Raw genomic sequence first — 25,200 nt, forward strand, 5'->3', positions numbered from 1 at the left:
TTGCTTAGAGTTTTGAGAAGACTTATCAAAAATCCAATCTACACGGTCAGTATAATTGTGATATTCGTGGTAATCCTGGTGACATTGTTCCCCGGAGTCTTTGCCCAATACGATCCATACAAGATGAACATGGATGCCTTTATGAACAGACCAACAGGCAGTTATTGGTTTGGAGGGGATCAGTTTGGTAGAGATGTTTTCTCCCGATCAATGTATGGGATTCAGAAGAGTGTAATCATTGCCTCCAGCGCGATTGCCATTTCAGCGCTAATCGGAACCATGCTGGGACTCTTATCGGGCTACTTAAGCGGACTAACCGACTTGATAATCATGAGGATTATGGATAGTTTCTTCGCTTTTCCCTCTCTGATACTAGCGCTTTTCATCATTGCGCTTTTTGGTTCAAGCATGACTAATCTCATCTTTGCTATAGGGCTCGTATACGTGCCAATATTTGCGAGGACTGTTCGGGGAGCCACCCTATCTCTTAGGGACAGTCTCTACGTGAAAGCGTCTAAGGCTCTAGGAAAAAAGGAAATTTCGATAATGTTAAGAGATATTCTCCCGAACATCTCCTCTGTGCTCATAGTGACTTTTACCACTAACGTTTCAACAGCACTACTTACTGAGGCCTCCCTCGGTTTTCTAGGTCTTGGGGTGCCACCACCAGAACCCACGTTGGGAGGGATGGTTGGACAGGGAACATCTTACCTGTTAAGCGCACCGTGGATCGTACTTTTTCCCGGATTGATGATAGCAATCATTGTTCTGAGCTTGAACATCCTTGGAGACGGTCTTAGAGATGTCCTGGATCCGAGAATTAACAGGTAATCACCATCTGTAAGTCCAAAGAGATGTGGAACTCGTTGATACACCATCCACATGCTTCTTCAGTACTTCTAGTTCATCGACACTGTCAATCAATCCTGCTGCGACAATTGTTATGTCCGGAGCATAAGCTCTTATCTTGGGAGCGATCTTGGTTGATACAATCCCCGGTAATATTTCGATGTTTCTTACACCATTAGAAACGATTTGCTGAATGCCCTTTTCCACTGCTCTTGAATCCAACACAAAGAATCTCAAAAGACTTTCATACATTCCCGCGTTCACGGCCTGCTTGAAGATCCTTAACTTTGCGGTGATGATGCCGTCGACCCCGCTCTTCTTAAGATAGAGAACGCTATCTTCATCTCCTGATAAACCTGAAACGAAATCGATATCAACGAAAACTCTCTTCCCTGCACTCTTGAATTGATCAATTCTCTCCTGAATTTCGAAGAGACCACCGTTCAGGAAAAATACTGTATCCGGAATGACTGACTCAGGTCTTTCCTTTCTGTCCCATAAAGCTGCGATTATTCCCTTTAGCATAAACTACCTCCCATATAGTGATGATACACTATGAGAAGAGAATTGATGAAAGTGATGCGAGAAAAGAAGATCTTCAGCTAGCCGTTTTCAGCTATTTGCCTGGATCTAGATTATGATATAATTTATCCGAACGTGGTAGAGTATATGAGAAAACCATGCCATACATTTGTGGCGTGGTTTTTTTTTGGAGGTGCCGGGATGCAGGCGGTGGTTGTTGGAGGAGGAGTTGTCGGTTCGCTATTAGCCCGTGAGCTTAGCAGATACAGAATGAAGGTCATTCTGGTTGAGAAATCGGAAGACATAGGGCAAGGGATTACTAAGGCGAATTCTGCGATCCTTCACGGAGGATATGATGATCCGCCGGGCACCCTTAGGGCTAGGTTTTGTGCAGCTGGAAATTCAATGTTCAAAAAGCTCTCAGAGGAACTTAAGTTTTCTGTCAAGCGAATTGGATCTATCGTTGTTGCTAAGAACGAAGGTGATTTGCCGAAGCTTAAGGAACTTCTAGAAAACGGTGTGAAAAACGGTGTTCAAGATCTTAAGATAGTTGGAAAGAGCGAGCTGAAGAAGCTGGAACCGCACATATCGGACGACTTCAAGTTTGCTCTCTTTTGCGGTAGTGCTGCTGTTACCGAACCTTGGATGGTAGCTATTGCCTCGGCAATGAACTTTGCGTCAAATGGCGGGGAAGTCATTATAAATGATGAGGTTGTCGGAGGAAGAATTGTAGAGCGAAAGGTTGTAGAGGTCTGCCTTCATTCAGGAAGAAGAATCAAGTCCGATCTAGTAATAAATGCAGCCGGCCTTTTCTTTGAAGAAGTAGCATCAAGATTCGGGATAGATGTACCGAAAGTTAAGTTGAGAAAAGGTGAATACATACTTCTGGACAGGAAGGCAAGTTCGCTTGTTCGTAGGATAGTTTTTCCTCTCCCCACTGCCGAAGGGAAAGGAAGACTAGTTGTTCCAACGGTTGACGGAGGCGTTCTGCTTGGACCCACTTCGGTCGAGTTGCCGGGATTTACACCTGAAGATTTAAGTACTACAGCTGAGGGGCTGGTCTCTGTTAGAGATTCCGGGGAGTATCTGATTCCCGGAATAGACAATCCAGGCTGGTATATCAAGTCCTTTGCTGGACTAAGACCGGAGACTGATCAGAAGGATTTCTACATAAAGAGAGCCGAGGAAATTAAGAATTTCATTACAGTGGGAGCCATAAGGTCTCCGGGCTTGACTGCGGCACCCGCAATTGCCGAATACGTAGTCAGAAATATCGTTCCCGAAGCTGATGTGAATCTTGTTGAGAGGGATGATTTTGTCCCAATCATGGAGGAAAGAGAGAGAATTAAGGATATCACGTTCGAAAGAGTCTCGCAATTGATAAAAAGGCATCCCGAGTATGGAAGGATAGTCTGTCAGTGCAATGAAGTTTCGGAAGCGGAGATAATTCAGGCAGTCAGGGACGGGGCAAGGACAATTGACGGAGTCAAATTTAGAACAAGAGCTGGTTTTGGTAGATGTCAAGGAGGCTTCTGTAGCTGGAACATCGCAAAGATTATTGCCAGAGAGTTGAATAAGGATTTGCGCGACGTTAGGCAGAACAGCGAAGGAAGCTGGGTGGTTGACGGGAAGGTGAGGCAATGAAAAGACTCATTACTGATGTGCTCGTAATCGGCGGAGGGGCTGCCGGCATGGCTTGTGCCCTAAGCGCGGCCAAGACTGGAGTTGAAGTTACCCTTCTTGAAAGAGAGCCTGTGGTGGGAGGCGTACTGAATCAATGCATCCATAATGGCTTTGGTCTTCAGTTCTACCAAGAGGAGCTTACAGGGCCGGAATTTGCTGTTCGACTCCAGAACGAGATGAATCAAGAAAAAGTGACAGTCATAGGTGAATCATATGTTCGAGAGATAGATGTAATAAAAAAGAGGGCGATGGTTTTGTCACCACTTGGTGCTTTCGAGATCTCATCAAAGGCTGTTGTGATTTCTACAGGAGCCAGAGAAAGACCATTTGGATCACTTCTTATACAAGGTGATAGGCCATCTGGAATCATGCCAGCCGGACTTGCACAACGATATGTGAATCTTGAGAATTATCTTCCTTCAAGGAAGGCGGTAGTACTGGGTTCTGGAGACATCGGATTAATAATGGCAAGGAGGCTAACGCTTGAGGGTGTTGAAGTTGTTGGAGTGGTCGAAAGAATGCCCTACCCAGGTGGACTAACGAGGAACATAGTTCAGTGTCTTGAAGACTACGAAATTCCTCTTCTTCTTTCAACAACCGTAACGAAGGTTATGGGCAACGGAAGACTTGAGGAGATAGAGATTTCAGACGTAGATGAATCATTCATGCCAATCCCCGGAACCTCCAGACGTCTCAAAGCCGATACACTGATTCTCTCAGCGGGATTATTGCCACAGGTGGAAGATTTCGATAATGATTTGATAGTTGATCCGATAAACAAAGGATTCTTAGTGTCTAATACAGGTGAGAGCAGCATCGAGGGAGTTTTTGCGGCGGGGAACGATGTGGCTATATTCGATCTTGTGGATTATGTGGCGGCTGAAGGTTGGATAGCAGGGCGCCACGCGGCTTTGTTCGCCCTCGGAGAAAGCACTTCAGGGGACAGGGTACCCGTCCTCAGGGGTGAGAATGTGGGAGTTCTTGTTCCGGGAATAGTCGACATGGAGGAGCACTTGAGATTGTATATTAGGTTAAGGAAGCCAATGAATGAGGGCACGGTTGTCCTCAAAGAGCTCGACTTCGAAAAAGCTTTCTCTTATGGTGTACCCAGCGAGATGATTCAAATAGTAATAAACAAAGAAAAGCTGGCGCCTCTCTTTAGTGCAGGTCGGCTTACAGTGGAGGTGCGCTGATGGAAGGACACATCACATGTGTAATCTGTCCAGTTGGCTGTAGGATTTCGGTGAAAAAGATTGGTCAAGAATACTCTATTACGGGCAATAAATGTTCTAGGGGAAAGGAATATGCACTCAATGAACTCGTAATGCCGAAAAGAATACTTGCAACTAGCGTGAAGGTTTTGAACGGAACACTCCCTCTAGCTTCAGCGAAGACCACAGGCCCAATTGACAGAGCCCTAATACTTGAAAAGATGAGTTTAATAAGCAAAATTGCCGTTGAGGCGCCTGTGGAGATCGGGGACGTCTTGATAGATGACATCGACGGTGAGGGAACTTCACTTGTCGCTACTCGACCAGTTGGAAGAAACGAAACTTCCAATCAGTAGCATTGGCTACTTGAAATAAACTTTGATTCGAGTTACAATAATCAATGTGTTCCAGCGTGGCTCAATGGCAGAGCATCCGGCTGTTAACCGGACGGTTGGGGGTTCGAGTCCCTCCGCTGGAGCCAGAACTCCCCAGTTAAGGGGAGTTTTTTTCTATATCCAGCTCTGACCAGGGACCTTGGGAAAGAGTCTGGTTCTAGCAACACTGTCAAGAGAGCAGACATACCTTGTTAGTCTTTCCACGCCAATTCCGCAACCCGCTGTAGGCACAAGCTCACCGGCTTCCGCTATCTCCATGTACCACGCAAGCTCTTCCGGATCATTATCCTTGAACTCCATTCTGTTAATGATCCTCTGATGTTCCCACTCTCGTTCTCCCCCCGAGAGAGTCTCCCCGAAACCGTCTGGAAGAATCAGATCCATGTCCTTAAGCGTTCTCTCGTCTTGAGACAACAGGTCGTAGAATTCCCTTTCCCATACGGGAAAATCTATCAGCCAGAACGGTTCTTTGAAGCTCGAAGATAGGACGGTCTCGAAGTCCTTTCCATACTGCTCGTAAGCGTCCATGAATTTTACTTTTGCGAAGGGCGTTGTTGGTACGGAAGGGTTCGAAGAAAGCAATTCCAGTTCCTCCCTGCAACTACTTTTTACTTCTGCAATAAGCTTAGTAATGAGGCCTTCCACCAGTGACATTACCTCATCTCTCTTTGCGTTTCGGATTTCCAGGTCAATCTGGCTGAATTCAAAAAGGTGTCTTCCAGTAAGTGACTTCTCCGACGTTTCAAGTCTAACATTGGGGGAGACTATAAAGATTCTCTCGAATGTTTTGCATGCCAATTGCTTGTGAAATATCATCGACTGGGTTAGACGATACTCTTGATCGTAATAACGGAACTTAGCGTTGTGGACCTCATGATTCAGGGGGTCGGTAATCGGTGAGATTATTGTTGGAAGTAGTTCGACAAATCCCTTTCCCCGAAGAAAATTGCCTGCTTCTCCCATTATTGCGGACTTTACCCTGACTGCCGATTTCACTAAAGGATCTCTAAGATGTTCAATTACTTTAGTACTCATTCTTCCTATGCTTTCCATTTTCTCACCCCTTCCAAAAAAATAGGGCCGATGGTTTTCCATCGGCCCTGTAATCTTCTACTTTCTTAAACGCAAAGATTAACTGACCGATCCCGGCCAGCTATTATTATCGACTTTCATAATTCTAGAAACAGAGACTGCTTTAACCATAATTCTTCCTCCTGAATGATAGATTGTACCACCTGGAAAGTAACACAGAAAGCAAACTGTTTAAGATTTGTTGAATGCTCTTTGATAAATACCGCTCGTTCGGTTTATAATATAGACATGAATATCGTTCCTATTTTCGTTCCACATGAGGGTTGCAGAACGCGATGCACATTCTGCAATGAATACTCCGCAACTGGAGTCAGGAAGCTTCCTGATAAGGAAGGGGTTTTGTCGACCGTCAAAAGATACAGAGGATATTTCAGGAATCCAGAGGAGACAGAACTGGCCTTTTATGGCGGTACATTCACCGGAACCGGTCGCCAGCAAGTGTATCTAGATGTTGCAGAAGAGCTTGTTCAAAAAGGCCTTATTAAGGGGATCAGATTCTCCACTTCACCGGAACAAATATCAGAAGAGATGATCGCTATTCTGAAATCAACTTCCATCAGTTTCATAGAACTTGGTGTTCAGTCGTTTGACGATGATCTGCTGAAAGATTGCCGTAGAAATCACGGGTCCAGAGAAGTGTATGAAGCGGCCAACCGGTTAAGGAGTAGTGGAATTGATTTCGGAATTCATCTGATGACAGGGTTGCCGGGAGATTCCGAGGAGAAGGATATATATTCGACAAAGGAAGCGATTCGTGTGGGTGCATCATCCGTAAGAATTCATCCTCTTGTTGTTTTGAAAGGATCGCTTCTTGAGTACGAGTATTTACATGGAAGATTTGCACCCCAAGGACTTCAGGAATCTATAGAGATCATTTGGAAGATGTATTTACTGATTTTGCTGGCAGATGTGAAGGTTAGTAGGATGGGAATCTGTATCTACGGAGAGCAGATTGAAAACGTGGTTGCAGGCCCATTCCACCCGGCATTTGGTGAGTTAGTCAGAGACAGGTTGATGCTTGAAGTAATCAGGAGATGCTCTAAAGATATAGATCGGCATGCGCTTAAGTTAGATAGGAAATACAAAAAATGGTTTACGGGTCACAAAAGAGCTGTCCTCGAAAGAGCTTCTGGAGAAGGGATTATGATAGACTTCTGTGACGATGGAGTAGATATTGATATACCTTTTTATATGAAACTTATCGGGGAAGAGATCCTGGGGGAAGCCTATGCTAAGACTTAACTCAGTTTATATAAAAGGTTTTAAGAGCTTCGCGATGCCTACCAAATTCGAAGTCTCATCTGGAATTACTGCTGTTGTCGGACCGAATGGCAGTGGAAAGTCGAACGTCGTAGATGCAATAAGGTGGATATTTGGTGAGCAGTCGATGAAGAACATTAGAGCCGATAACAGAGAGGACGTGATTTTCAACGGTTCGGAAAGGTTTCCACCTTCGAATTCTGCCGAAGTGAAACTAGTGTTTGAATCGGAACAAGGGACCTTTTCTATAGCTCGGGAGATTTCTAGAGATGGGCAATCGATGTACAAAGTGAACGACAGACAGTCGAGACTCAAAGATATAAGGGAGTTATTCCAGGGCACCGGAGTGGGAATGGATATCTACTCGATTGTGGGCCAGGGTCAAGTTGACAAAGTCGTAACCGCTTCTCCTTTTGAATTGAGAGCACTTATTGAAGAAGCAGCCGGTACCGCAGTATATAAGGAGAGGAAGAAGGAGGCTCTTGGAAAACTCGCATCGACGGAAGAAAACCTGAGCAGACTGGAAGACATAATCTTTGAACTTGGCAAGCAACGCAAATCACTCTACCTTAAGGCAAAGAGGGCAGAGAAGTTTGTTGAGTATTCTGCAAAGCAGAAGGAGCTCAAGAATCTCTTTTACGGAAATATTGCCAGGCTTGAGAAAGAGAAGCTTGAAGAGATGCGTACGGGTTTTGACAAATTGCGCGACGAATTGAAGGACTTGCAGAAGAAATTGATTGAAGGTGAATCAAAGTGGTCTTCTTTGAGAGCTGAATTTTCAGAAGTAGACAAGGAAATTGAGGGGTTCACCAAGCTTCTTGAGGAGTACAAAAAGCGTCAAAACGATCTGCTGGAGCTCAAGGAGATGTATACCAGAAGACTGAGCGAGAGAGAGAACAGGTTAATCGAAGTATCAACAAGGATAGACAACTTCAGATCGGGAATCGAGGATCTCGACAAAAGAAAAGATGAAATCAAGCTGATCATCGAAACTTTAGAAAAGCAGATCTCAGATGAAGAGACCGGACTGTCTTCATCTGAGGAAGAGCGAGACTCTCTCGTAAAGAACTACAGCGCTAGAGAGCGCGAATGGTTGAAACATCAGGAGACCTTTGATTCAATTTCCAAGAGGCTTTCCAAAATTGAAAACGAGCTTGAGAGACTTGAAAACAGCCGTGAAGACACCAACAAGAGACTCAGGCTTATAGAGAATCAGCTTGGGTCAAAGAGAGAGCGATTTGAGACCCTCAAGGAGGAAACAGAGTCTCTTGCAAAACAAGGCAAAGAGAGCTCGGAGAAACAACGAAAAGTTGAAGCCGATGTGAGCGAATCGAAGGGAAGGCTTTCTGAGCTCGACATTGACTTAGAGAAGGCGAGAGAGAATCTCTCTAAAGACGAGAGCGAGTTGAGGAGCTCTCAAATGGAAAGAGGTTTGCTGGAAAGACAACAAGAGGAGTATCAGGGTTTTTCAAAAGCTGTCAGAGAGATTTTCTCAAGAAAGGACAGCTTTTTAGGACTGCGAGATGTCGTCGCAAATCTCGTTGGTGTTCCTGAGTCATACGAGACTGCAATAACAATTCTTCTAGGATACAGAATGCAGGATATCGTCGTCGACGACTCAATCACGGCAAAGAGAATCATAGAATTTTTAAAATCATATAAGATAGGCCGAGTAACATTGCTTCCGATGGACATGATAGAAGGCAATTTCAGAAGCTTTTCCAAAGTAGAGTCGCATCCGGGTTTCATAAACTATGCAGCGAGACTTGTAGATATTCCAAGTGGTTTTGAAAAGCTGCCTATATACCTTTTCGGAAACTCTATAGTTGTGGCAACTCTAGATGATGCGATCGATATTAGAAAGGCCGTCGGTTTTTCGGGGAGAATAGTGTCTATTGATGGCCAGTTGCTGAGTGCCGGTGGATCCATTACGGGCGGATTCATTGGTGAAGAGACACGAACCGATCTGCTTTCAAGGAAGAGAAGGATTCAACAGCTAATGGAAAGAGAGGCAGAACTTGAAAAGCAGATTCAATTAGGCCATAGACAGATCGAAAGGCTCAAGGACGAAATAAGGGAAGTAAGGGGGTATCTCAAAGCTCTACAGGAAGAGTTGAATGAGTTGGCTTCTAAAGGAGCTGCAATCAACAGAATGATAAGCGAGCTTCTGAAATCTGCTCAGGAGATTGAGGAAGAGATATCTGAGCTGACAAAACTTGAAAACGAGTATACAAGAAGAATGGAAGAGAATTCGAGAAAAAAGGAGATCCTCGTCGGAGAGCAGTCCTCATTGAAGGAAGAGCGCCTGAATCTCGAGAGAACGGTTGAAGCAGAGTCAGAAGAGCTCAAGAAACAGAAGAAGGCTCTGGAACATCTTCAAGAGAGAATAGTAGATACAAGATTAAGGCTTTCAACGCTGTATGAGAAGCATGAGCAGTATACAAAAGAACATTCTTCTTTGATTCAGAAGAAGAAGGTTGATAAGGAGAATATAGACCTGCTTTCAAGAGAAGTGGTTGAGGTTGAGTCTGAAACTGAGAGGCTTAGAAGGCAAGTGGGTGATCAAGAACGCGAATTGACTTCAGTAAAGAAAGAAACAGAGAATCTCTTTTCAAGTATAAGAAATCAGAGAGAGGGAAAGGAGCAGAGACTGTCGTCGCTTCAGGAAGCGGAAGAAGAGATAAACAAAATGAAAGGAGATAGAGAGAAGCTTAGAGATAAGGCTCATCAGTTTGAGATGCATATTCAAGAGAGTGAGATGAGGCTTTCGAGAGTGAAAGAGGAACTGGACGAGGATGCTGGAGATGTCCAGATCCTTTCTGAAGAGAAATTGCATGAAATCAAGGTTGAGCTTGACGACTACGAAAACAAGCTAAAGTTTCTTGGCAGCGTTGATCTGGAAGCCATAGATGAATACGGTGTAGTCGATAAGGAGTATCAAGAGCTTGATGAACAGAAACAAGATCTCGAAGATGCAAAGGTCAAGCTAATTGAACTGATCGAGAAAACCGATGCAAAGGCTAAGAGTATCTTCATGGAGACTTTCAACAACGTGAACAGTAATTTCGGTCAATATATCGAGGAGATCTTTGATGGTGGTGAGGGAGAGATCAAAATAATTCCCGGCGAGGATCTCCTTGAGACAGGTCTGGAGATCACTGTCAGGAGACCCGGCAGAAAGGTTCAGAAACTGCAACTCCTTTCTGGCGGAGAGAAAGCGCTTGTGGGTATAGCACTCGTATTCTCTTTGTTGAGCATTAAGCCGAGTCCGTTTTATGTCCTGGACGAAGTTGATGCACCTCTTGACGATTTCAATGCGGAGAGATTCAGAGTATTGCTGAAGAAACATGCGACCGACACTCAGTTTCTTGTGGTCACTCACAATAAGCTTGTCATGGAAGTTGCCAATGTTCTTCACGGTGTTACGATGACTGATGGTCTGTCTAGAGTGATTCCCGTCGAACTTCAATCGGTTGAAACGGTAATCGGCTAACTCAATCCCTAAGTGGTCCTGACTGTCGGAACTCTCTTATGATAACCACAACCATTCCCAGACCAACGAGAATAGATCCAATGAAAAAAAGCAGGGAAGGAGAATTCTTAAGCAAAGCAATATCGGCCACAATTGTGAAAAGCGGGATTGTGTAAACCCAGAGAGTTGCCGCCTTTCCACCCCAGAGAGCGATTCCCTTGTTCCAAAGAATGTAGCCGAGAGCCGAAGCTAGAATACTGAGAAACAACACTCCGAAAATTGCGCTGCGTGAGAACTCCACTGACCTCTTAAAGACAAAGACTTCCGTGATTGCAAAAGGTACTGAGAATAGCAGCCCCCAAAGCATTACTTCTAGAGTCGTCCATATAGAACTGTTATGAATCTTCTCATAAAAAAATGTATAGGCCGCCCACGAGACTGCGGCACCGAACGATAGAAGGTTCCCGAAAACGCTCGAGCCTTCGGAAAAACTTCCAGAGTAGATAATCACAAAGAGCCCGGAAAAAGCAATAAAACCGCCTATGTACTCGAAAAGATCGAATCTTCTCCTAACGAAATCATAGAGAATTATTGTTAGTATTGGAGCGGTGGACACTATCAGAGAGGCATCGGAAGCGTTTGTCATTGTCAAACCATAGTTCTCGAAGAGGAAATAAAACGTTATGCCGAATAGACCTGCCAATGCGGCATTTCTGTGGCTAACTGTACCGAAAGACCCCCTCTTTCTTGCTGAGAGAGGAAAGAGAATGACGATAGCTACGCCGAATCGGATAGATGCCAACAGCATCGGTGGGAGTGATTCAACGGCCACTTTCGTGAAGATATATGATCCTCCCCAAATCATTGCAGTTGCTGCCAGGATGACAAGACCGAAAGATCTCCTCTCAATTCTCTTCATATTCTCTTGTAGGGCGTGTAGTGAGTCTTTGACCTGGAAATGACTGGCTCCAGTATCAGTCCTTCGTACGGCTGCAGCTCTGCAGATATTGTTCCGAAGGATGCTTTTAAGACCTTGCCCGTAACCATGTCCTTCATCTCAGTACCGTTCATTAGGAAGCCCTCTTGCAAGAAAATTCTTGATCTGACAATGTTTCCAGTAGGGTTAACAACACAGACTACCAAATCGTCGATCGCCCCGGTAATTCTTTTGAAAGAAACGAGGGATCCATCAGAAGAGATCAGAGGTTTGAAATCACCGGACCGCAAGGATGGTTTTCTCTGCCGGATCGAATTTAGTTTCCTGTATAGCTCCAGGGTATTCTTTTCGATGTGAATATTTTCCCATTCCATTGGAGCTCTGTTCTCAGGATCATTTCCACCCTCCATTCCAATCTCCTCTCCGTAGTAGATCAAAGGTATGCCAGGGAGACAGTACTGAAGGGTAAGCGCAGAGCTTATTCTCTCGAATGATTTGAGTTCATTTCTTAGTCTTGGCACATCGTGTGATGAGAGAACGGTCCATGACTTGGATACGAATTCGAGTCCGGCGTCTCTTATGGCATCATTGATAATTTGAAGGGCATCTCTTCCTGAAAGGTAACCAATAAATACCTCCCAGATTATTAATCGAAAGTAGTAGTTCATCAATCCGTCAAGTCCCGATCTTTCAGGCCAGTCTCCTGGATAATTCCAGATCTCTCCTATTACACATGAATCTGATCTGGTGGTTTTGGCTGAGTGAACCAGGGCTTTGAGAATCCTGGGACCCAAGTCATATGCAACATCAAGCCTCCAGCCATCTATTCCTAGCTTCAACCAATGACTTACTACTGAATTCTCTCCGTCGTATATGATTTTAGCGAGTTCCGGGTCTTCAAGATTCAATTCGATAAGGTTGTCAGAGTCCATCCAGCCCCTAAAATCTTTCTCTCCTTTGAAGAAGTAACTCTCGAACTTCTCATTTCCCTGTTCTGCACCGGGCTGGTCGAATATTCCAAGGCCGTTGAACCATCTTCCGGAAGTCCCGACATGGTTAAACACTCCGTCAAGTATTACCCTGATCCCCTTCCTATGAGCTTCATCCAGAAGGACGATGAATTCTTCTTCAGATCCTAAATCGCGGTCAATCGTGAAATAGTCGATTGTATCGTACTTATGATTTGTGTGTGCCCAGAAAATCGGGTTAAGATAGATTGTATTTGCACCAAGCTCCTTTACATAATCAAGTTTTTCAATTACTCCAATCAAATCGCCACCCCAAAAATCGTACTGGTGGCTGCTATCAGTCGATGGAAAGGGTTTCTCATCCCACCTCCTAACCTTCTGTCCTGGGAGTGAGTAATGGCCATCCTGCTTCTTCTGAAAGACAGTTTTCCCTTTTCCAATATTGAATCTATCTGGAAATATCTGATAGACGATCGCATCTCTTTGCCAGTCTCTCATCTCTTCTCCTCGAGCAGTTCATTGGCATAGGCAAGATATACCATGCCTAAAAAGATGTTATCTCTAACCGACCAGAGCTCTTCAGGTTTAACGTTAATCTGAGATTGTCTGAGCCAAGAGTTCAGTGTCCAGAGAGTTATCTCATAGATCTGCATGAGGCCCCTGGAATAGACGAAGGCCGCGAAAGACTCATCGATGCTCCTTTCCTCCATCAGAGCGAAGGGATTAAGTGAAGATTCAACCGCCATGATGGATAGCACAACTGCAGGATCCAGCCGGGATAAATCGAGAGTACGGATCTCACCACCGACGATGATATCTACCTTTACTTCTCTGAATTCAATTAACGCATTGTAAATCTCCTCTGAGAGACGAGTTCTAAATGTGTCGGGTCTATCCGAAAGCAGATTACTAGACTCTATCAGTGAATATATCTTTGTTTTCAGAGCGGGGTATTCCTTTGTTGATTTTCCCAATGAGAGGTTTGATATTGTTTGGTTGTAATCGAAAAGTGAACTCTCAGGAACATTGTGCATCTTTATTGAGTTGCTTAACTCGATTTCTGACGAGTCATCAATGTCGGCAAAGTAAGTATAGGCATCTAGTACTCGATCATCATAAAAGTATGAAGGACTTGTAAGAAGAGATTTGTAATCAGCTCCAAGTCCGGCATTATAAAGAACGGAAAGAGCCGCGACTCTTTCAAGTCTGTTCTTCGCGCGTAGGGAAGCTAGTATCATTACGATAGCAATAATGGAGGCAAGCAGAATCACAAGAACAACCAAATCTATCTTCTTACCCTTGTCCATAATTCACCTCTCGGAAATTATAGCAGAGAAAAAGCCGGGTTGCCCCGGCCGTTCATTACAGTCTGTCTATCTCTTTTTCTTTGTGGGTTTTTCGAATTTGCAAACACCTACTGGACACTGTGGAGAATTCACGTGCGCGAGGAATTCATCTCTGAATCTATCGAGAATCGATCTCAAAGGTACTGGGACTGATTGGCCAAGTCCACAGAAGGATGATTCTTCCATGGTTTCAGATATATCGTACAATTGGTTTAGCATCTCGGATGTTCCTCTCCCCTTTGAAAATTCATCCAGAATGTGTACAATTACATGGGTCCCCTCTCTGCATGGAGCACACTTTCCGCAGGATTCATGGGCAAAGAACTCCATTAGGTTTTTAGCTATATCTACAGCGCAGTGAGTGTCGTCAATAGCGAGAATAACCCCAGATCCCAAAGAGGCACCATACTTTTTGAAGGAGTCGAAATCCAGCTCAGCATCCATTTCTTCGGGTTTGATAAAGCTTCCTGCTGCTCCACCAGTCTGTATCATTTTTAGAGTTCTACCATTGGGAATTCCTCCACCAAATTTCTGCACAAGATCCCTAACAGAAGTGCCCATAGGCACTTCAACTATTCCTCTCTTTACAAGATCACCACATAAAGAGTAAACCTTTGTTCCAGGAGACGATGCTGTACCAATAGACTTGAACCAGCTTGCTCCCTTATCAATTATTGGCGGAATACAGGCAAAAGTCTCCACATTATTTACTACGGTTGGCTTGCCGTATAGACCGCTAACTGGAGGATAAGGTGGCTTCAGTCTTGGTCTTCCCGATCTACCTTCAATTGATTCAATCAAGGCTGTTTCTTCTCCACAAACATATGCTCCCGCGCCCAGCCTTACAGATAGATCAAATGAAAAATTCGTCCCAAGAATCGACTGCCCCAGAAGGCCATACTCATAAGCCTTGCTGATTGCACCTCTAAGGCTTGCGACAGATTCAAAGTATTCTCCCCTAATATATATATATCCTTTGTCGGCCCCAACTGCATATCCGGCAATTATCATCCCTTCTATCACTGAATGAGGATCGCCTTCCATTATCAATCGATCCTTGAAGGTTCCCGGTTCACCTTCGTCAGCGTTACAAATGACATATTTTTCATCTGACTCGACTCTTTGTGTGAATTCCCATTTCAGTCCGGTTGGGAAACCGGCCCCACCTCTTCCTCTCAGATTGCTCTTCTTAAGTTCTTCAATAACTTCTTCTGGATTCAGTCTCAACGCTTTTGCAAGGCCTTGATATCCGTCAAGGGCTATGTATTCCTCAAGATTTCGGGGATCGATTGAACCGGCATTTCTTAACACGATTCTCTCTTCTCTTGTTGCTTCTGTCGCTTCAACATGTCCTGCCGATTCGAAGTCTGTGACAATCAGATCCTCAACTCTTCTTCCCTTAAGAAGGTGCTCCAATACCATCTTTTCAATGTCTGCTTCATTCTTAACAGAATACATTACATTGTCTGGGAGAATGAGAAAAAGAACTCCTCTTCCATAATCTCCAAAAGATCCAGTCTCCAGGATTTCAACCATGGAATTCAAATTGTATCTTTCCGCTAGGGTGCTCAAATAATTTTTGAAGTGTCTGGCACCGAGAACCAAGCTGTTCGAGTCTATTGATACGAGGACGGTTATTGGTTTACTCACAATTACTCACTCCTCTCTTTCGAGACGATGCCGTCTATAATTTCAGAGACTCTTTTTGGAGTAAGGTTTCCGTAAGCCTCATCATTTATCATCATTACCGGGGATACTCCGCAGAGTCCAAGACAACTAGTCTCCTCAAGAGTAAACAAGCCATCTGTGGTAGTCTCGCCAAAATCAATTTCCAGAATGTTCTTTAAGGAGTCGACTACTGCCTGTCCTCCGGTCACATGGCATGGAAGACTTTTGCAGACTCGAATTACATATTTTCCCCTCTTGTGAGTCGAGAACATAGTATAGAAAGTAAGAACTTCATAAATTCTTGAGAGAGGCAATCCCGTCAGATCCTTCATAACTTCAGCTGCTTCGATTGGTATGAAGTTGCCAAAGTGATCTTGAATTGCGTGAAGAGTATTTATAAGCACATCGCCTTTTTCAAGGCTCTGGCTGCTAATGTTATCATAGATATCAATTACGATTTCACGGACATTTTCTGCAGACATACAAATTCCTCCCTTCAACCCTCTTGTAAGTAGCAAAAGAACCCCCACTAAGGGGGTTCCGGAAAGCCATTTATGGTGAAACTTTGCTAATCGCCCCAAATTTGCATACGGCCAAACAACTCCCACATCTTGTGCAGATTTCTGAGTCTATTTCGTGAGGTTTTCTTACTGAACCGCTTATCGCTTCAACGGGACAGACTCTGGCGCATGCGGTACAACCAACGCATTTGTCTTTATCAATTACTACCCGCATCAAAGATTTGCACTTCTTTGCCGGACATCTTCCCTCTTTCACGTGAGCTTCATACTCATCCCAGAAATATCGCATTGTTGATATCACTGGTTGTGGCGCAGTCTGTCCAAGCCCGCAAAGTGAAGTCGACATTATATTATCGCCAAGATCTTTCAGAAGTTGAAGGTCTTCCATAGTACCTTCTCCTTCAGTTATTCTTTCAAGAATCTCTAGCATTCTACGTGTTCCATCACGACAAGGTGTGCACTGACCGCAAGATTCCTCCACAGTGAACTCCAGGAAGTACTTGGCAACATCAACCATGCAGCTATCTTCATCCATAACGATCATTCCACCCGAACCGATTATCGTGCCCAGTTTTTTCATGTTATCGTATGTTATTGGTGTATCAATCAATTCTAGGGGTATGCATCCTCCACTAGGACCTCCGGTCTGAATAGCTTTCAGCTTCTTCCCTCCAGGGACGCCTCCCCCAATATCGAAGATCAGCTTTCTAAGTGTGATCCCCATGGGAACTTCGACGAGACCTGTGTTCTTTACGTTTCCAGCCAAAGCAAAGACTTTAGTCCCCCTGGAACCATCCACTCCGTACTGACTGAACCATTCGCCGCCATTTGTGATAATCGGAGGAATGTTAGCGTAGGTCTCCACATTGCTAAGCAGAGTTGGTTTTCCCCATAACCCCTTACTTGCAGGAAAGGGAGGTTTCACTCTGGGTATTCCTCTCTTGCCTTCAATTGAGTTTATGAGAGCCGTCTCTTCACCACAGACAAACGCGCCTGCTCCAATTCTTATCTCAAGATCAAACGAGAACCCAGTTCCGAGAATGTTTTCGCCAAGAAATCCGTACTCTCTGGCCATTTTCATCGCGTGAGTCAACCGTTCTATTGCAAGAGGGTACTCAGCCCTAACATATACGAATCCCTTCTGAGCTCCGACTACTCTTGCAGCTATTGTCATAGCTTCTACAATTGTGTGAGGATCACCTTCAAGAACCGCCCTATCCATAAAGGCTCCAGGGTCGCCCTCATCAGCGTTGCAGATTACATACTTCGTGTCGCCTTGTGCTTTCTTCGTCAGATCCCACTTCATCCAAGTCGGAAATCCCGCTCCACCGCGTCCCTTGAGCTCACTTTTCTTCAGTATCTCTACAACATCTTCTCTACTTAGTTCAGAAAGGACCTTATGTAGTGCGAAATAGCCATCTCTGGCAATATATTCATCTATTGAAAGAGGATCAATCACTCCTAAGTTCCTCGTTGCGATTCTCACTTGCTCAGTGAAAAAAGGAAGCTCTTCCTGAGGTTTTTCAGTAAGATTTCCTGAGTCGCCTTTATACAAAAGATCTTCTACTACTCGTCCTTTAAGAATATGTTCTTCTACAATACGAGCTGCATTTTCTGCCGTGATCTTCTGATAGAATACTCCTTCAGGATAGATCACCAAAATGGGTCCGAGGTCACAAGCACCCATACATCCCGTTTCTACCACCCTGACTACGCTTTCCAATGAGTACTTTTTCAGGGTTTCCTCAAATACGTTTTTTACGCTCTTCTCGCCTGCAGAAATGCAAGCTCCTCCGGCACAAATAAGCACCGTGTTTTCAACAGCGGGCACCCTTAATCACCTCTTCGTTATAGTTCTCCTCTTTTCACAATAAGATCTCCGACTACTTTACCGCCGACAATGTGCTGTTCAACCACTCTCTTTGCTTGAGCGGGGGTCACGTGGCCATAAATTATCGGCTCTGATCCCTCGAGATGAACCTCAATTGTGGGCTCAACATCGCAGAGACCAAAACAGCCGGACTGAACGACAGCGACATCCTCAATTCCCTTCTCTTCAAGTGAGTCTACTATCGCCCTTAACGTATCCTTTGCACCTGCGGCAATCCCGCAAGTTCCCATTGCCACGATTACTTTTCCTCTCTTGCCTGAGTCACGCATCTTAAGACCCTTCATTGCGTTCTCTTTGATTTTCATAAGTTCTTCAAGGCTCTTAATCTTTGCCATCACTCGGCCCTCCTATATTTGCCTAATATCTTTGAAACCTCATCAGGGGTTACTCTCCCGAAATAGTCATCCTCGCCTACCAAAACCACTGGAGCCATGCTGCAGGCACCGAGGCATCTAACGGCGTGAATAGAAAAGAGTCCGTCGGAGGTCGGTTCATTCATCTCAACGCCCAGTTCGTCCCGGAGCCTTTCCAGTATCTTATCGGCACCCTTGACATAGCAGGCGGTTCCTAGACAGACTTTTATCTGGTTCTTTCCCTTTGGCTTCATACTGAAGAAATTGTAAAAAGTCACAACTCCATATACCTGACTTAAAGGAATATCGAGTTTCTCAGATACGTGTTGTTGCAGTTCTTCCGAAAGATATCCAAAGATTTCTTGCGCCTTATGGAGTACATTAATTAAAACACCCGTGTTGCCTTTGACAGAATCAATATACTCATCAAGTTCTTCAAAAAGCTTCTGACAATCCGGGCAATTTACTTGAGACAAACCTTGCACCTCCTTTGAGGAAAGAATGTTATTTATTTCACACATGCATTATAACATGCACCTAGAGAAATGGGCTGATTCCTGTGTTAAAATAACCCATGTCCAAGGAGCTGTATAAGGAGGAGATTAGATGGATCTAGAAGCCTTTGTGCGTGACGTTCCGGACTTCCCAAAGGAAGGTGTGGTTTTCAAAGATGTCACTCCATTGTTAAAGGATCCTTTGGCTTTCAGAGAGTGCATACTGCAAATGTCGGAACGGGCAAGGAAGATTGATTTCAATATCATGGTAGCTCCTGAAGCCAGGGGGTTCATTTTTGCGGCTCCTCTAGCTTATGAAATGGGAAAAGCACTGGTACCTGTTAGAAAGCCAGGAAAGCTTCCTTACAAGACTAAAGAGATAGAGTACGAACTTGAGTATGGAAAGGCGACTCTTCAAATGCATGTGGATGCGATATGTAATGGTGATAAGGTACTGATAGTAGACGACATTCTCGCAACCGGAGGGACTATGGAGGCAATTGCTCGTATCATTGAAGATAGTGGTGGAGAAGTAGTTGGAATTCTATGCCTGGCTGAATTGGGATTTCTTAATCCAAGAAAGAGGCTTTCAGGCCACAAAGTGGAGACCTTAATTACTTATTGACGGAGGTTGCAGGAATGCTTAAATATGATTTCTCTTTTGCGTTCAAAGAGACCCTTGAAAGCGGGCTTTCTTTTGATGAAATGATAGATATTTCGAAGACGCTCTCTACGAATTTTGAAAGAGTATTTCAACCACTGCCCGGTTTTCTGCGAATTCTTGAAAGCGATGAAATTCTTGAAGAAGTCAAGGCGTACAGATCTTGGCTGGAACATTTCGACAATTTCGTAGTAATTGGAATTGGAGGCTCGGCACTTGGTAATCAGGCTTTGCACTCCGCACTGAAACCGGTTAGCTGGAACTCTTACGTTAAGGAGAAGCGAGACGGGAACTCCAGAGTGTTCTTGCTCGACAATGTAGATCCTGATATGATTGCATCTGTGTTAGGAGAATTGGATCTAGAAAACACTATATTCAACGTTATCTCGAAGTCCGGGACTACTGCTGAAAGCATGGCGAATTATCTCATCGTTAGAGGATTACTTGAAAAACTCGATCTTCCTATTAAAGACCATTTCATATTTACTACCGATAAACATAAGGGTGTACTCAGACAAATCGCAGACGCAGAGGGTATAAGAACCCTCACTATTCCGGAAGATGTAGGGGGTCGTTTTAGCGTTTTAACACCCGTAGGTTTGCTTTCGGCGATTGCGGAAGGAATTGACATAAGTCTTTTATACGAGGGGGCTAGGTTTGGAAAGGAAAGATATCTCAGAGATGACGTCAAATCAAACCCTGCAGCTGTAAGTGCGCTAATACACTATGCTTATCTAAAAAAAGGGCACAATATCTCAGTAATGATGCCGTATTCAAACAGACTATACACTATTGCCGACTGGTATAGACAGTTATGGGCAGAGTCTTTGGGAAAGAAATTCGATGTCTCCGGAAGAATCGTTCATACAGGGCAAACTCCAGCGAAATCTCTGGGTGCAATCGACCAGCACTCTCAAGTTCAACTATACAATGAGGGGCCTAAAGACAAGATAGTGACGCTCTTGAAGGTAGAGGATTTTGGAAACCAGCTTACAATACCGTTCATACATTCGGACATCGAAGCTTTGTCTTATCTCAATGGAGTTGAGGTTGGAGAATTACTTAATGCGGAGCTAAGGGGAACATCGATTGCACTTGCTGCGAACGGAGTACCCAACATCACTATTTCTTTTCCACAGATAGACGAAGCTCATGTCGGTGAGTTCATCGTCTCCTATGAAATACAGACTGCATTAATGGGTTTCTTGCTGAAAGTAAATCCTTATGACCAGCCTGGAGTAGAGTTAGGAAAGAAATTGACATATGCTTTTATGGGAAGAAAAGGATTCGAGGAAGTAAGGGATAGATATGAGGAGAAAACCTCCTGGAGGTTTGAGTTATGAAGTCTGAGCTTATGAAAATTATCGAGGGTTTTTCGGTCGAGGAAGTGTATTTCACTACTGGAGAACCTATACCAACCTTTGTAATAGTCTCAGTCGAATCCGAGGACCTTCTTCAGAAGATCGGAGAAATGGAAGAGATCGAGGCGGACATCATCGTGATCAGCCCGGATGAGAGAAAGAAACTGGAAAGCGCGAATAGCGATATTTCCAAAGCAGTATTGAATGTCATCGAGTCGGGAGAGAAACTGCTGTAATGGTGGTTGGCTTTGTGGGAAAGGCGGGCAGTGGTAAGTCTACTGCCGCCGAGCGTTTTGAAAGGTTCGGTGCGGAAATAATCTCCCTGGATAAGCTTGGCCACGATGCACTGGAAGAAGAGAAAAAGCAGATAGCTGACTCTTTCGGGAAGAGCATTCTTACTTGCGACAAAGTTGACAGAAAAAAGCTTTCAAAGAAGGTCTTCGAAGACAGCAAACTCCTGCAAAAATTGGATGAAATACTTCACCCGGTTATTAGACGAAAGGCATTGAAAGCTCTTGAGAGATGCCATTCGAAGCTCTGTATAATCGATGGGGCTTTGATCCACGAAATAGGGCTTGCTGACTATTGCGACAAAGTCATTTGGTTTGAATGTACGAATAAATCTTCTGTTGAGAGACTCATGAAGAGAGGAATGAGCAGGGTCCGAGCGGAGTCTATACTCCATTCACAGTCTCACCTTGATTCAATGAAGGAGCGAGTCAATGCTGAGGTCTCGACATCAGGCAGTATTGATGAGACTTTCGAGAAGGTAAGAGAGGTTCTTTTTGAGTGGGGCGTAGTGGTATAATTAGGTCAATTAAACATTTCTTATAAGGAGGTAGGGAAATGCGCAAAAGATTAATTCTTGCACTTCTTATCGTTTCTTTTGCAGTATTCACCTTTGCTGTGACGGAGATTGAGTTTTGGCACGCGATGGGTGGTGCCCAGGGAACCACAGTCAATGAAATCGTGGCATCTTTCAATGAGGCAAACCCTGATATTGTGGTAGAAGCCATTTATGTGGGAAATTACAGTGCTTTGCAGCAGAAACTCCTGGTCAGTGCGGAGAGTAATACTCTACCAGCTCTGTCTCAGGCTTATGGAAATTGGACTGCAAGACTCATTCCTCGAAATGCTGTACAAGAACTTGATTCGTTGATTGCTGATCCTGAAACGGGATTGACCGATGAAGAGTGGGCGGCCATCTGGAGTCCATTCAAGAGAATGGTTACCTGGGGCGACACAGTATACGCTCTTCCCTTCAACAAGAGCACATATGTCCTTTACTACAATACAGACCTCTTTGAGGAATATGGTCTGGAAGTTCCTAAGACAATGGATGATCTCCTTTTTGCAGCAATGATGCTCACTGAGGATAAAAATAACGACGGACAGATTGATCAGTACGGCTTTGGCTTCAGAACTACAATTGATCATTTCATGATATTCCTGAGAGCCAATGGTGGCGAAGCAATTGAGATAAAGCCAGATGGTTCGGTAGAGGTCATTATAAATTCTCCTGAAGCTAAGGAAGCCCTTCAATTAATGTATGACATGGCTCACACTTATAAGGTCGCTCTCTTCCAGGGAGGATATCTTGATGCGCCATTTGGTGATGGCCAGATTGCCATGTTTGTTGAAACAATCGCTTCCGCTTCTTATGTCGATTCCGGTTCAAGAGGAAAGCATGGTTGGGCATGGGCACCAGTTCCGATGTGGGAAGTTCAGGCACCGCCCTTTGCTGGTACGGATGTCGTTATGTTTAAAGGTATCACACCGGAGCAAAAGTCTGCTGCCTGGAAGTTCATGAAGTACCTTATAAGCCCTGAGATCCAGGCTTACTGGTCAGTTAAAACTGGATACATGCCGGTAACGGAAATTGCATTGACGACCCCTCAGTGGAAAGCATATGAAGAACAGAACCCGACTGTCCTAGTTCCTATCAGCCAGATTCCATTTGGCTCGGTAGATCCGAATGTTGCTCTTTGGGACGATGTCAGGACTGTTCTCGGAACGATGGTTGGAGATGTAATTAACCAGAAGAGAACCGTCGAAGAAGGACTCGCCTGGGCCGAACAGGAAATCCTTCTGAAGGTTGCTGAGCAGTAGAAGCATAAGTCAAGAGTAGTTGGAGGCCTTAGGCCTCCTTTTTTTTGTCACAACGGTTGTCCATTTTGAGAAGCTCAAGAATGGTAGTCAAATTTTTTTAGGAGAGATACTGATCTGGTTTTTCTGGTGACACCCAAGAGGCAAAAGCCAGAAATCTTGAATGCTATTATTGAAGAATGACAGTTGCCACGTCTTCCTGTGATTGGGGTAGAATGTATGTGATTTGTGAAGCTGCGGTTCTTCGTGTCAGGATCATTGAAAGGCGGTTCAAAAATGAAGAGATACTTTCACGCGTTCAACTTCTATGCGTTTTCGTTCTCCATACTTCTTTACCTTCTGACTTCGGCCATCAACACTAAGGCTGCAGATTGGGGGCTGTCTTATATAGAAATAGGTCTAATTAACTTTCTAGGCTGTGCTTTCTATGTAGTCTCTGCTCTGATATTTGGCAGGATGGGGGACAAAGTCGGCTTTAAGAGAAGCCTGTCGAATGGCATGTTTTTGATGGCGATATCACTTGCCTTCGGATTCTTCTGGGCTCTTCCCATCCATCTGGTTATATCGGTAATCGGAATGAACGTCTTTTTCGGCTTCTTTTTCCCGTCAATTGAAGGCTTGCTTTCTAAGTCGGAGAAAGCTGCTGGGGTTGATCCTGCGGCGACTGTCATCCGGTTCGTTCTCTCTTGGAGCGCAGGAAACGTTGTTGGGATGGCATTTGGCCCTTTTCTAATTCAAAAACACCCGGTAGCGGTGTTTTCTTATGGGATAACGCTCTGTTTGATTGGAACTCTCCATATAAGATCACACATCAAGAGATACGGTGAAATTCTTCCCGGTCCATTCCACGACAGATTGAAGAATTCTCTTGGCGAAATAGATTTCCCAAAGATTAAGGAGTACAGAAGAGTATATAGATTCACTTTTCTACTGGCAGGAATTATCTATACTAGTGGAATGGCGCTTTTTCCAAAACTAATCTCATCAACTGGGATACCTTTGGAGAATGTCGGGTTCTTGACCGTAGGTGCCAACATCGGAGTCTTTCTGTCCTTTGTTTTCATGAGTTTCTTCCGGTTTTGGGTTGGCAGTCCTAGAATTTCCTTTCTAACAATGATTGCCGTATTTGGAGCTGCACTACTGACCTTTTTTCTGCCCGAAACCGCTCTGACGTTCTTCCTGGCGACTCTCTTTTCAGGCGCGACTTATGCGGTGCCTTACATATTTGCGATATTCTATGGGCTGAATTCTCGAGATGACGATCATGGAAAGCAGGGAGGGATACATGAGTCGATGGTAGGCATTATCTTCGGTGTCGGTCCGCTTATAGGGGGGTATTTTCTTCAAATTTGGGCCAGTCTGAGGAGCATTGGCCTTATGTCAATTGGATTGATTATCATCGTTATCGTAAGTCAAATGACTTTCATCAGAAAGATCAGTTCTGAGTAGTAACAAACCCTATACGACTTGCCGCATAGTTGTACTTCTCGTGAACAGCACTTCCAAGCTAATATGTAATTCCCAATGAGAGTCTGTCTAACTAAGAATTCAATCGTGTTCTGTGTTATAATAGACGCGTTGTTGTGAGTCTAGTGACTTAATATTCCTGATTAAGATCTTGTCCTGTCTATATTGTGTGCTCAGTAACGAATAATTCTTAAGCTGAAAGTTAATACTGAATTATTGGGGAAGGTCTTAATCATTCCGTTCACCTACTTTTTGTCGGAAGATTTGGAAGGAGAAGTGTATGGGTTTCTTTGAGTATCTGGCAAGAAACTACGACCTGGTGCTGATAGAGCTGCTTAATCACATAAAGATTATTGCGATAGCGGTACCGATTGCAATTGGGATTGGCGTACCAATTGGAATAATCGTTTCAAGAAACAAGAAGGTTTCATCGATAGCTCTCTACGGAGCGGGAATTCTCATGACGATTCCCAGTCTCGCCCTCTTCGGTTACATGGTGGTCTTGCTGGCGCCGCTGAAAGCGGGAATTGGTGTAACACCGGCAGTCATTGCTCTAGTGATCTATTCCTTCCTGCCTGTCATAAGGAATACAGTGGTGGCAGTGAATTCGGTCGATCCCAGAATGATAGAGGCGGCCAAAGGCATGGGAATGACTAATAGCCAAATACTTTTCAGAGTCAGACTTCCACTTACTATACCGATTATCATGGCAGGTGTTAGAAATGCGGCGGTTATGGGTGTGAGTGTCGCGACTATCGCCTATCTTATAGGTGCGAGAGGGCTCGGATACTTCATCTTCTCCGGACTCGGAAGATCGAATTTCAATATGGTTCTTCTTGGAGCGATTATTGTCTCGGCATTGGGAATAGGAATGAACTACGGTTTGCTGGCTCTGGAAGAGGCCATTACTCCTAAAGGTCTGAAAATTGAACGGGATAAGTGA

General features: G+C 44.4%; 23 protein-coding genes and 1 tRNA gene. 14 read left to right on the top strand and 10 right to left on the bottom strand.

Annotation, left to right across the window (positions count from 1 at the left end; translation table 11 throughout):
- A complete protein-coding gene (locus tag Y697_RS01620; RefSeq protein WP_121549962.1) occupies positions 1 to 831 on the top strand; it encodes an ABC transporter permease in 831 nt (276 codons plus the stop codon).
- Here the strand turns inward: Y697_RS01620 and Y697_RS01625 are convergent, their stop codons facing one another.
- Positions 832 to 1,374 carry a glycerol-3-phosphate responsive antiterminator gene (locus tag Y697_RS01625; protein WP_121549963.1) on the bottom strand — a complete coding sequence of 181 codons (543 nt, stop codon included), beginning with the start codon at positions 1,372 to 1,374 and terminating at the stop codon, positions 832 to 834.
- Positions 1,375 to 1,572: 198 nt separating this feature from the next.
- On the opposite strand from Y697_RS01625, the gene Y697_RS01630 reads away from it, so the two are divergent.
- The 4 genes from Y697_RS01630 to Y697_RS01645 all read left to right on the top strand — a co-directional run bounded on the left by Y697_RS01630 (position 1,573) and on the right by Y697_RS01645 (position 4,746).
- The gene (locus Y697_RS01630; RefSeq protein WP_121549964.1) at positions 1,573 to 3,015 is read left to right on the top strand and encodes an NAD(P)/FAD-dependent oxidoreductase; all 1,443 of its coding nucleotides are present in this window, start codon (positions 1,573 to 1,575) and stop codon (positions 3,013 to 3,015) included.
- On the top strand, positions 3,012 to 4,247 hold the full coding sequence (locus Y697_RS01635; protein ID WP_121549965.1) for an NAD(P)/FAD-dependent oxidoreductase: 1,236 nt from the start codon (positions 3,012 to 3,014) through the stop codon (positions 4,245 to 4,247). The genes Y697_RS01630 and Y697_RS01635 overlap by 4 nt, the downstream gene beginning before the upstream one ends.
- A complete protein-coding gene (locus Y697_RS01640; protein WP_121549966.1) occupies positions 4,247 to 4,621 on the top strand; it encodes a DUF1667 domain-containing protein in 375 nt (124 codons plus the stop codon). Before Y697_RS01635 ends, Y697_RS01640 begins: the two co-directional genes overlap by 1 nt.
- 50 nt (positions 4,622 to 4,671) lie before the next feature.
- A tRNA-Asn gene (locus Y697_RS01645) sits at positions 4,672 to 4,746 on the top strand.
- 28 nt (positions 4,747 to 4,774) lie between these two features.
- On the opposite strand, the gene Y697_RS01650 is transcribed toward Y697_RS01645, so the two are convergent.
- On the bottom strand, positions 4,775 to 5,713 hold the full coding sequence (locus tag Y697_RS01650; protein WP_121549967.1) for an asparagine synthetase A: 939 nt from the start codon (positions 5,711 to 5,713) through the stop codon (positions 4,775 to 4,777).
- A 165-nt stretch (positions 5,714 to 5,878) separates the two neighbouring features.
- Between Y697_RS01650 and Y697_RS01655 the strand changes: the two genes are divergently transcribed.
- Both Y697_RS01655 and smc read left to right on the top strand, forming a co-directional pair.
- Complete coding sequence (locus Y697_RS01655) at positions 5,879 to 6,994, top strand: elongator complex protein 3 (RefSeq protein ID WP_121549968.1); 1,116 nt, start codon at positions 5,879 to 5,881, stop codon at positions 6,992 to 6,994.
- Entirely contained in the window at positions 6,981 to 10,505 is a 3,525-nt protein-coding gene (smc, locus tag Y697_RS01660) for a chromosome segregation protein SMC (protein ID WP_121549969.1), read from the top strand. The genes Y697_RS01655 and smc overlap by 14 nt, the downstream gene beginning before the upstream one ends.
- Position 10,506: 1 nt before the next feature.
- Here the strand turns inward: smc and Y697_RS01665 are convergent, their stop codons facing one another.
- The 8 genes from Y697_RS01665 to Y697_RS01700 form a co-directional block, all read right to left on the bottom strand.
- Complete coding sequence (locus Y697_RS01665) at positions 10,507 to 11,403, bottom strand: DMT family transporter (protein ID WP_121549970.1); 897 nt, start codon at positions 11,401 to 11,403, stop codon at positions 10,507 to 10,509.
- Positions 11,400 to 12,887: a glycoside hydrolase family 13 protein gene (locus tag Y697_RS01670; RefSeq protein WP_121549971.1), complete on the bottom strand. Its 1,488-nt coding sequence runs from the start codon at positions 12,885 to 12,887 to the stop codon at positions 11,400 to 11,402. Before Y697_RS01670 ends, Y697_RS01665 begins: the two co-directional genes overlap by 4 nt.
- Positions 12,884 to 13,696: a transglycosylase SLT domain-containing protein gene (locus tag Y697_RS01675; protein WP_121549972.1), complete on the bottom strand. Its 813-nt coding sequence runs from the start codon at positions 13,694 to 13,696 to the stop codon at positions 12,884 to 12,886. Before Y697_RS01675 ends, Y697_RS01670 begins: the two co-directional genes overlap by 4 nt.
- A 66-nt stretch (positions 13,697 to 13,762) precedes the next feature.
- Complete coding sequence (gene nuoF, locus Y697_RS01680; protein ID WP_121549973.1) at positions 13,763 to 15,385, bottom strand: NADH-quinone oxidoreductase subunit NuoF; 1,623 nt, start codon at positions 15,383 to 15,385, stop codon at positions 13,763 to 13,765.
- Positions 15,386 to 15,387: 2 nt separating this feature from the next.
- Complete coding sequence (locus tag Y697_RS01685) at positions 15,388 to 15,885, bottom strand: NAD(P)H-dependent oxidoreductase subunit E (RefSeq protein ID WP_121549974.1); 498 nt, start codon at positions 15,883 to 15,885, stop codon at positions 15,388 to 15,390.
- Positions 15,886 to 15,955: 70 nt separating this feature from the next.
- Entirely contained in the window at positions 15,956 to 17,755 is a 1,800-nt protein-coding gene (locus Y697_RS01690) for an NADH-quinone oxidoreductase subunit NuoF (RefSeq protein ID WP_121549975.1), read from the bottom strand.
- Positions 17,756 to 17,772: 17 nt separating this feature from the next.
- A complete protein-coding gene (locus Y697_RS01695; protein WP_121549976.1) occupies positions 17,773 to 18,150 on the bottom strand; it encodes a ferredoxin in 378 nt (125 codons plus the stop codon).
- On the bottom strand, positions 18,150 to 18,644 hold the full coding sequence (locus Y697_RS01700) for an NAD(P)H-dependent oxidoreductase subunit E (RefSeq protein WP_121549977.1): 495 nt from the start codon (positions 18,642 to 18,644) through the stop codon (positions 18,150 to 18,152). Before Y697_RS01700 ends, Y697_RS01695 begins: the two co-directional genes overlap by 1 nt.
- 130 nt (positions 18,645 to 18,774) lie before the next feature.
- On the opposite strand from Y697_RS01700, the gene Y697_RS01705 reads away from it, so the two are divergent.
- The 7 genes from Y697_RS01705 to Y697_RS01735 all read left to right on the top strand — a co-directional run bounded on the left by Y697_RS01705 (position 18,775) and on the right by Y697_RS01735 (position 25,200).
- Positions 18,775 to 19,287, top strand: coding sequence for an adenine phosphoribosyltransferase (locus Y697_RS01705; protein ID WP_121549978.1), 513 nt, complete (start codon positions 18,775 to 18,777; stop codon positions 19,285 to 19,287).
- A gap of 14 nt (positions 19,288 to 19,301) precedes the next feature.
- Positions 19,302 to 20,666: a glucose-6-phosphate isomerase gene (locus Y697_RS01710; protein ID WP_121549979.1), complete on the top strand. Its 1,365-nt coding sequence runs from the start codon at positions 19,302 to 19,304 to the stop codon at positions 20,664 to 20,666.
- Entirely contained in the window at positions 20,663 to 20,920 is a 258-nt protein-coding gene (locus Y697_RS01715; RefSeq protein WP_121549980.1) for a hypothetical protein, read from the top strand. The genes Y697_RS01710 and Y697_RS01715 overlap by 4 nt, the downstream gene beginning before the upstream one ends.
- Complete coding sequence (coaE, locus tag Y697_RS01720) at positions 20,920 to 21,492, top strand: dephospho-CoA kinase (RefSeq protein WP_121549981.1); 573 nt, start codon at positions 20,920 to 20,922, stop codon at positions 21,490 to 21,492. The genes Y697_RS01715 and coaE overlap by 1 nt, the downstream gene beginning before the upstream one ends.
- A gap of 38 nt (positions 21,493 to 21,530) precedes the next feature.
- A complete protein-coding gene (locus Y697_RS01725) occupies positions 21,531 to 22,793 on the top strand; it encodes an ABC transporter substrate-binding protein (protein ID WP_121549982.1) in 1,263 nt (420 codons plus the stop codon).
- Positions 22,794 to 23,066: 273 nt separating this feature from the next.
- The gene (locus tag Y697_RS01730) at positions 23,067 to 24,239 is read left to right on the top strand and encodes an MFS transporter (protein ID WP_121549983.1); all 1,173 of its coding nucleotides are present in this window, start codon (positions 23,067 to 23,069) and stop codon (positions 24,237 to 24,239) included.
- A gap of 298 nt (positions 24,240 to 24,537) precedes the next feature.
- Positions 24,538 to 25,200, top strand: a complete 663-nt coding sequence (locus Y697_RS01735) for an ABC transporter permease (protein ID WP_121549984.1) — start codon at positions 24,538 to 24,540, stop codon at positions 25,198 to 25,200.

The organism is Mesotoga sp. BH458_6_3_2_1, from assembly GCF_003664995.1.
Classification (GTDB): domain Bacteria; phylum Thermotogota; class Thermotogae; order Petrotogales; family Kosmotogaceae; genus Mesotoga.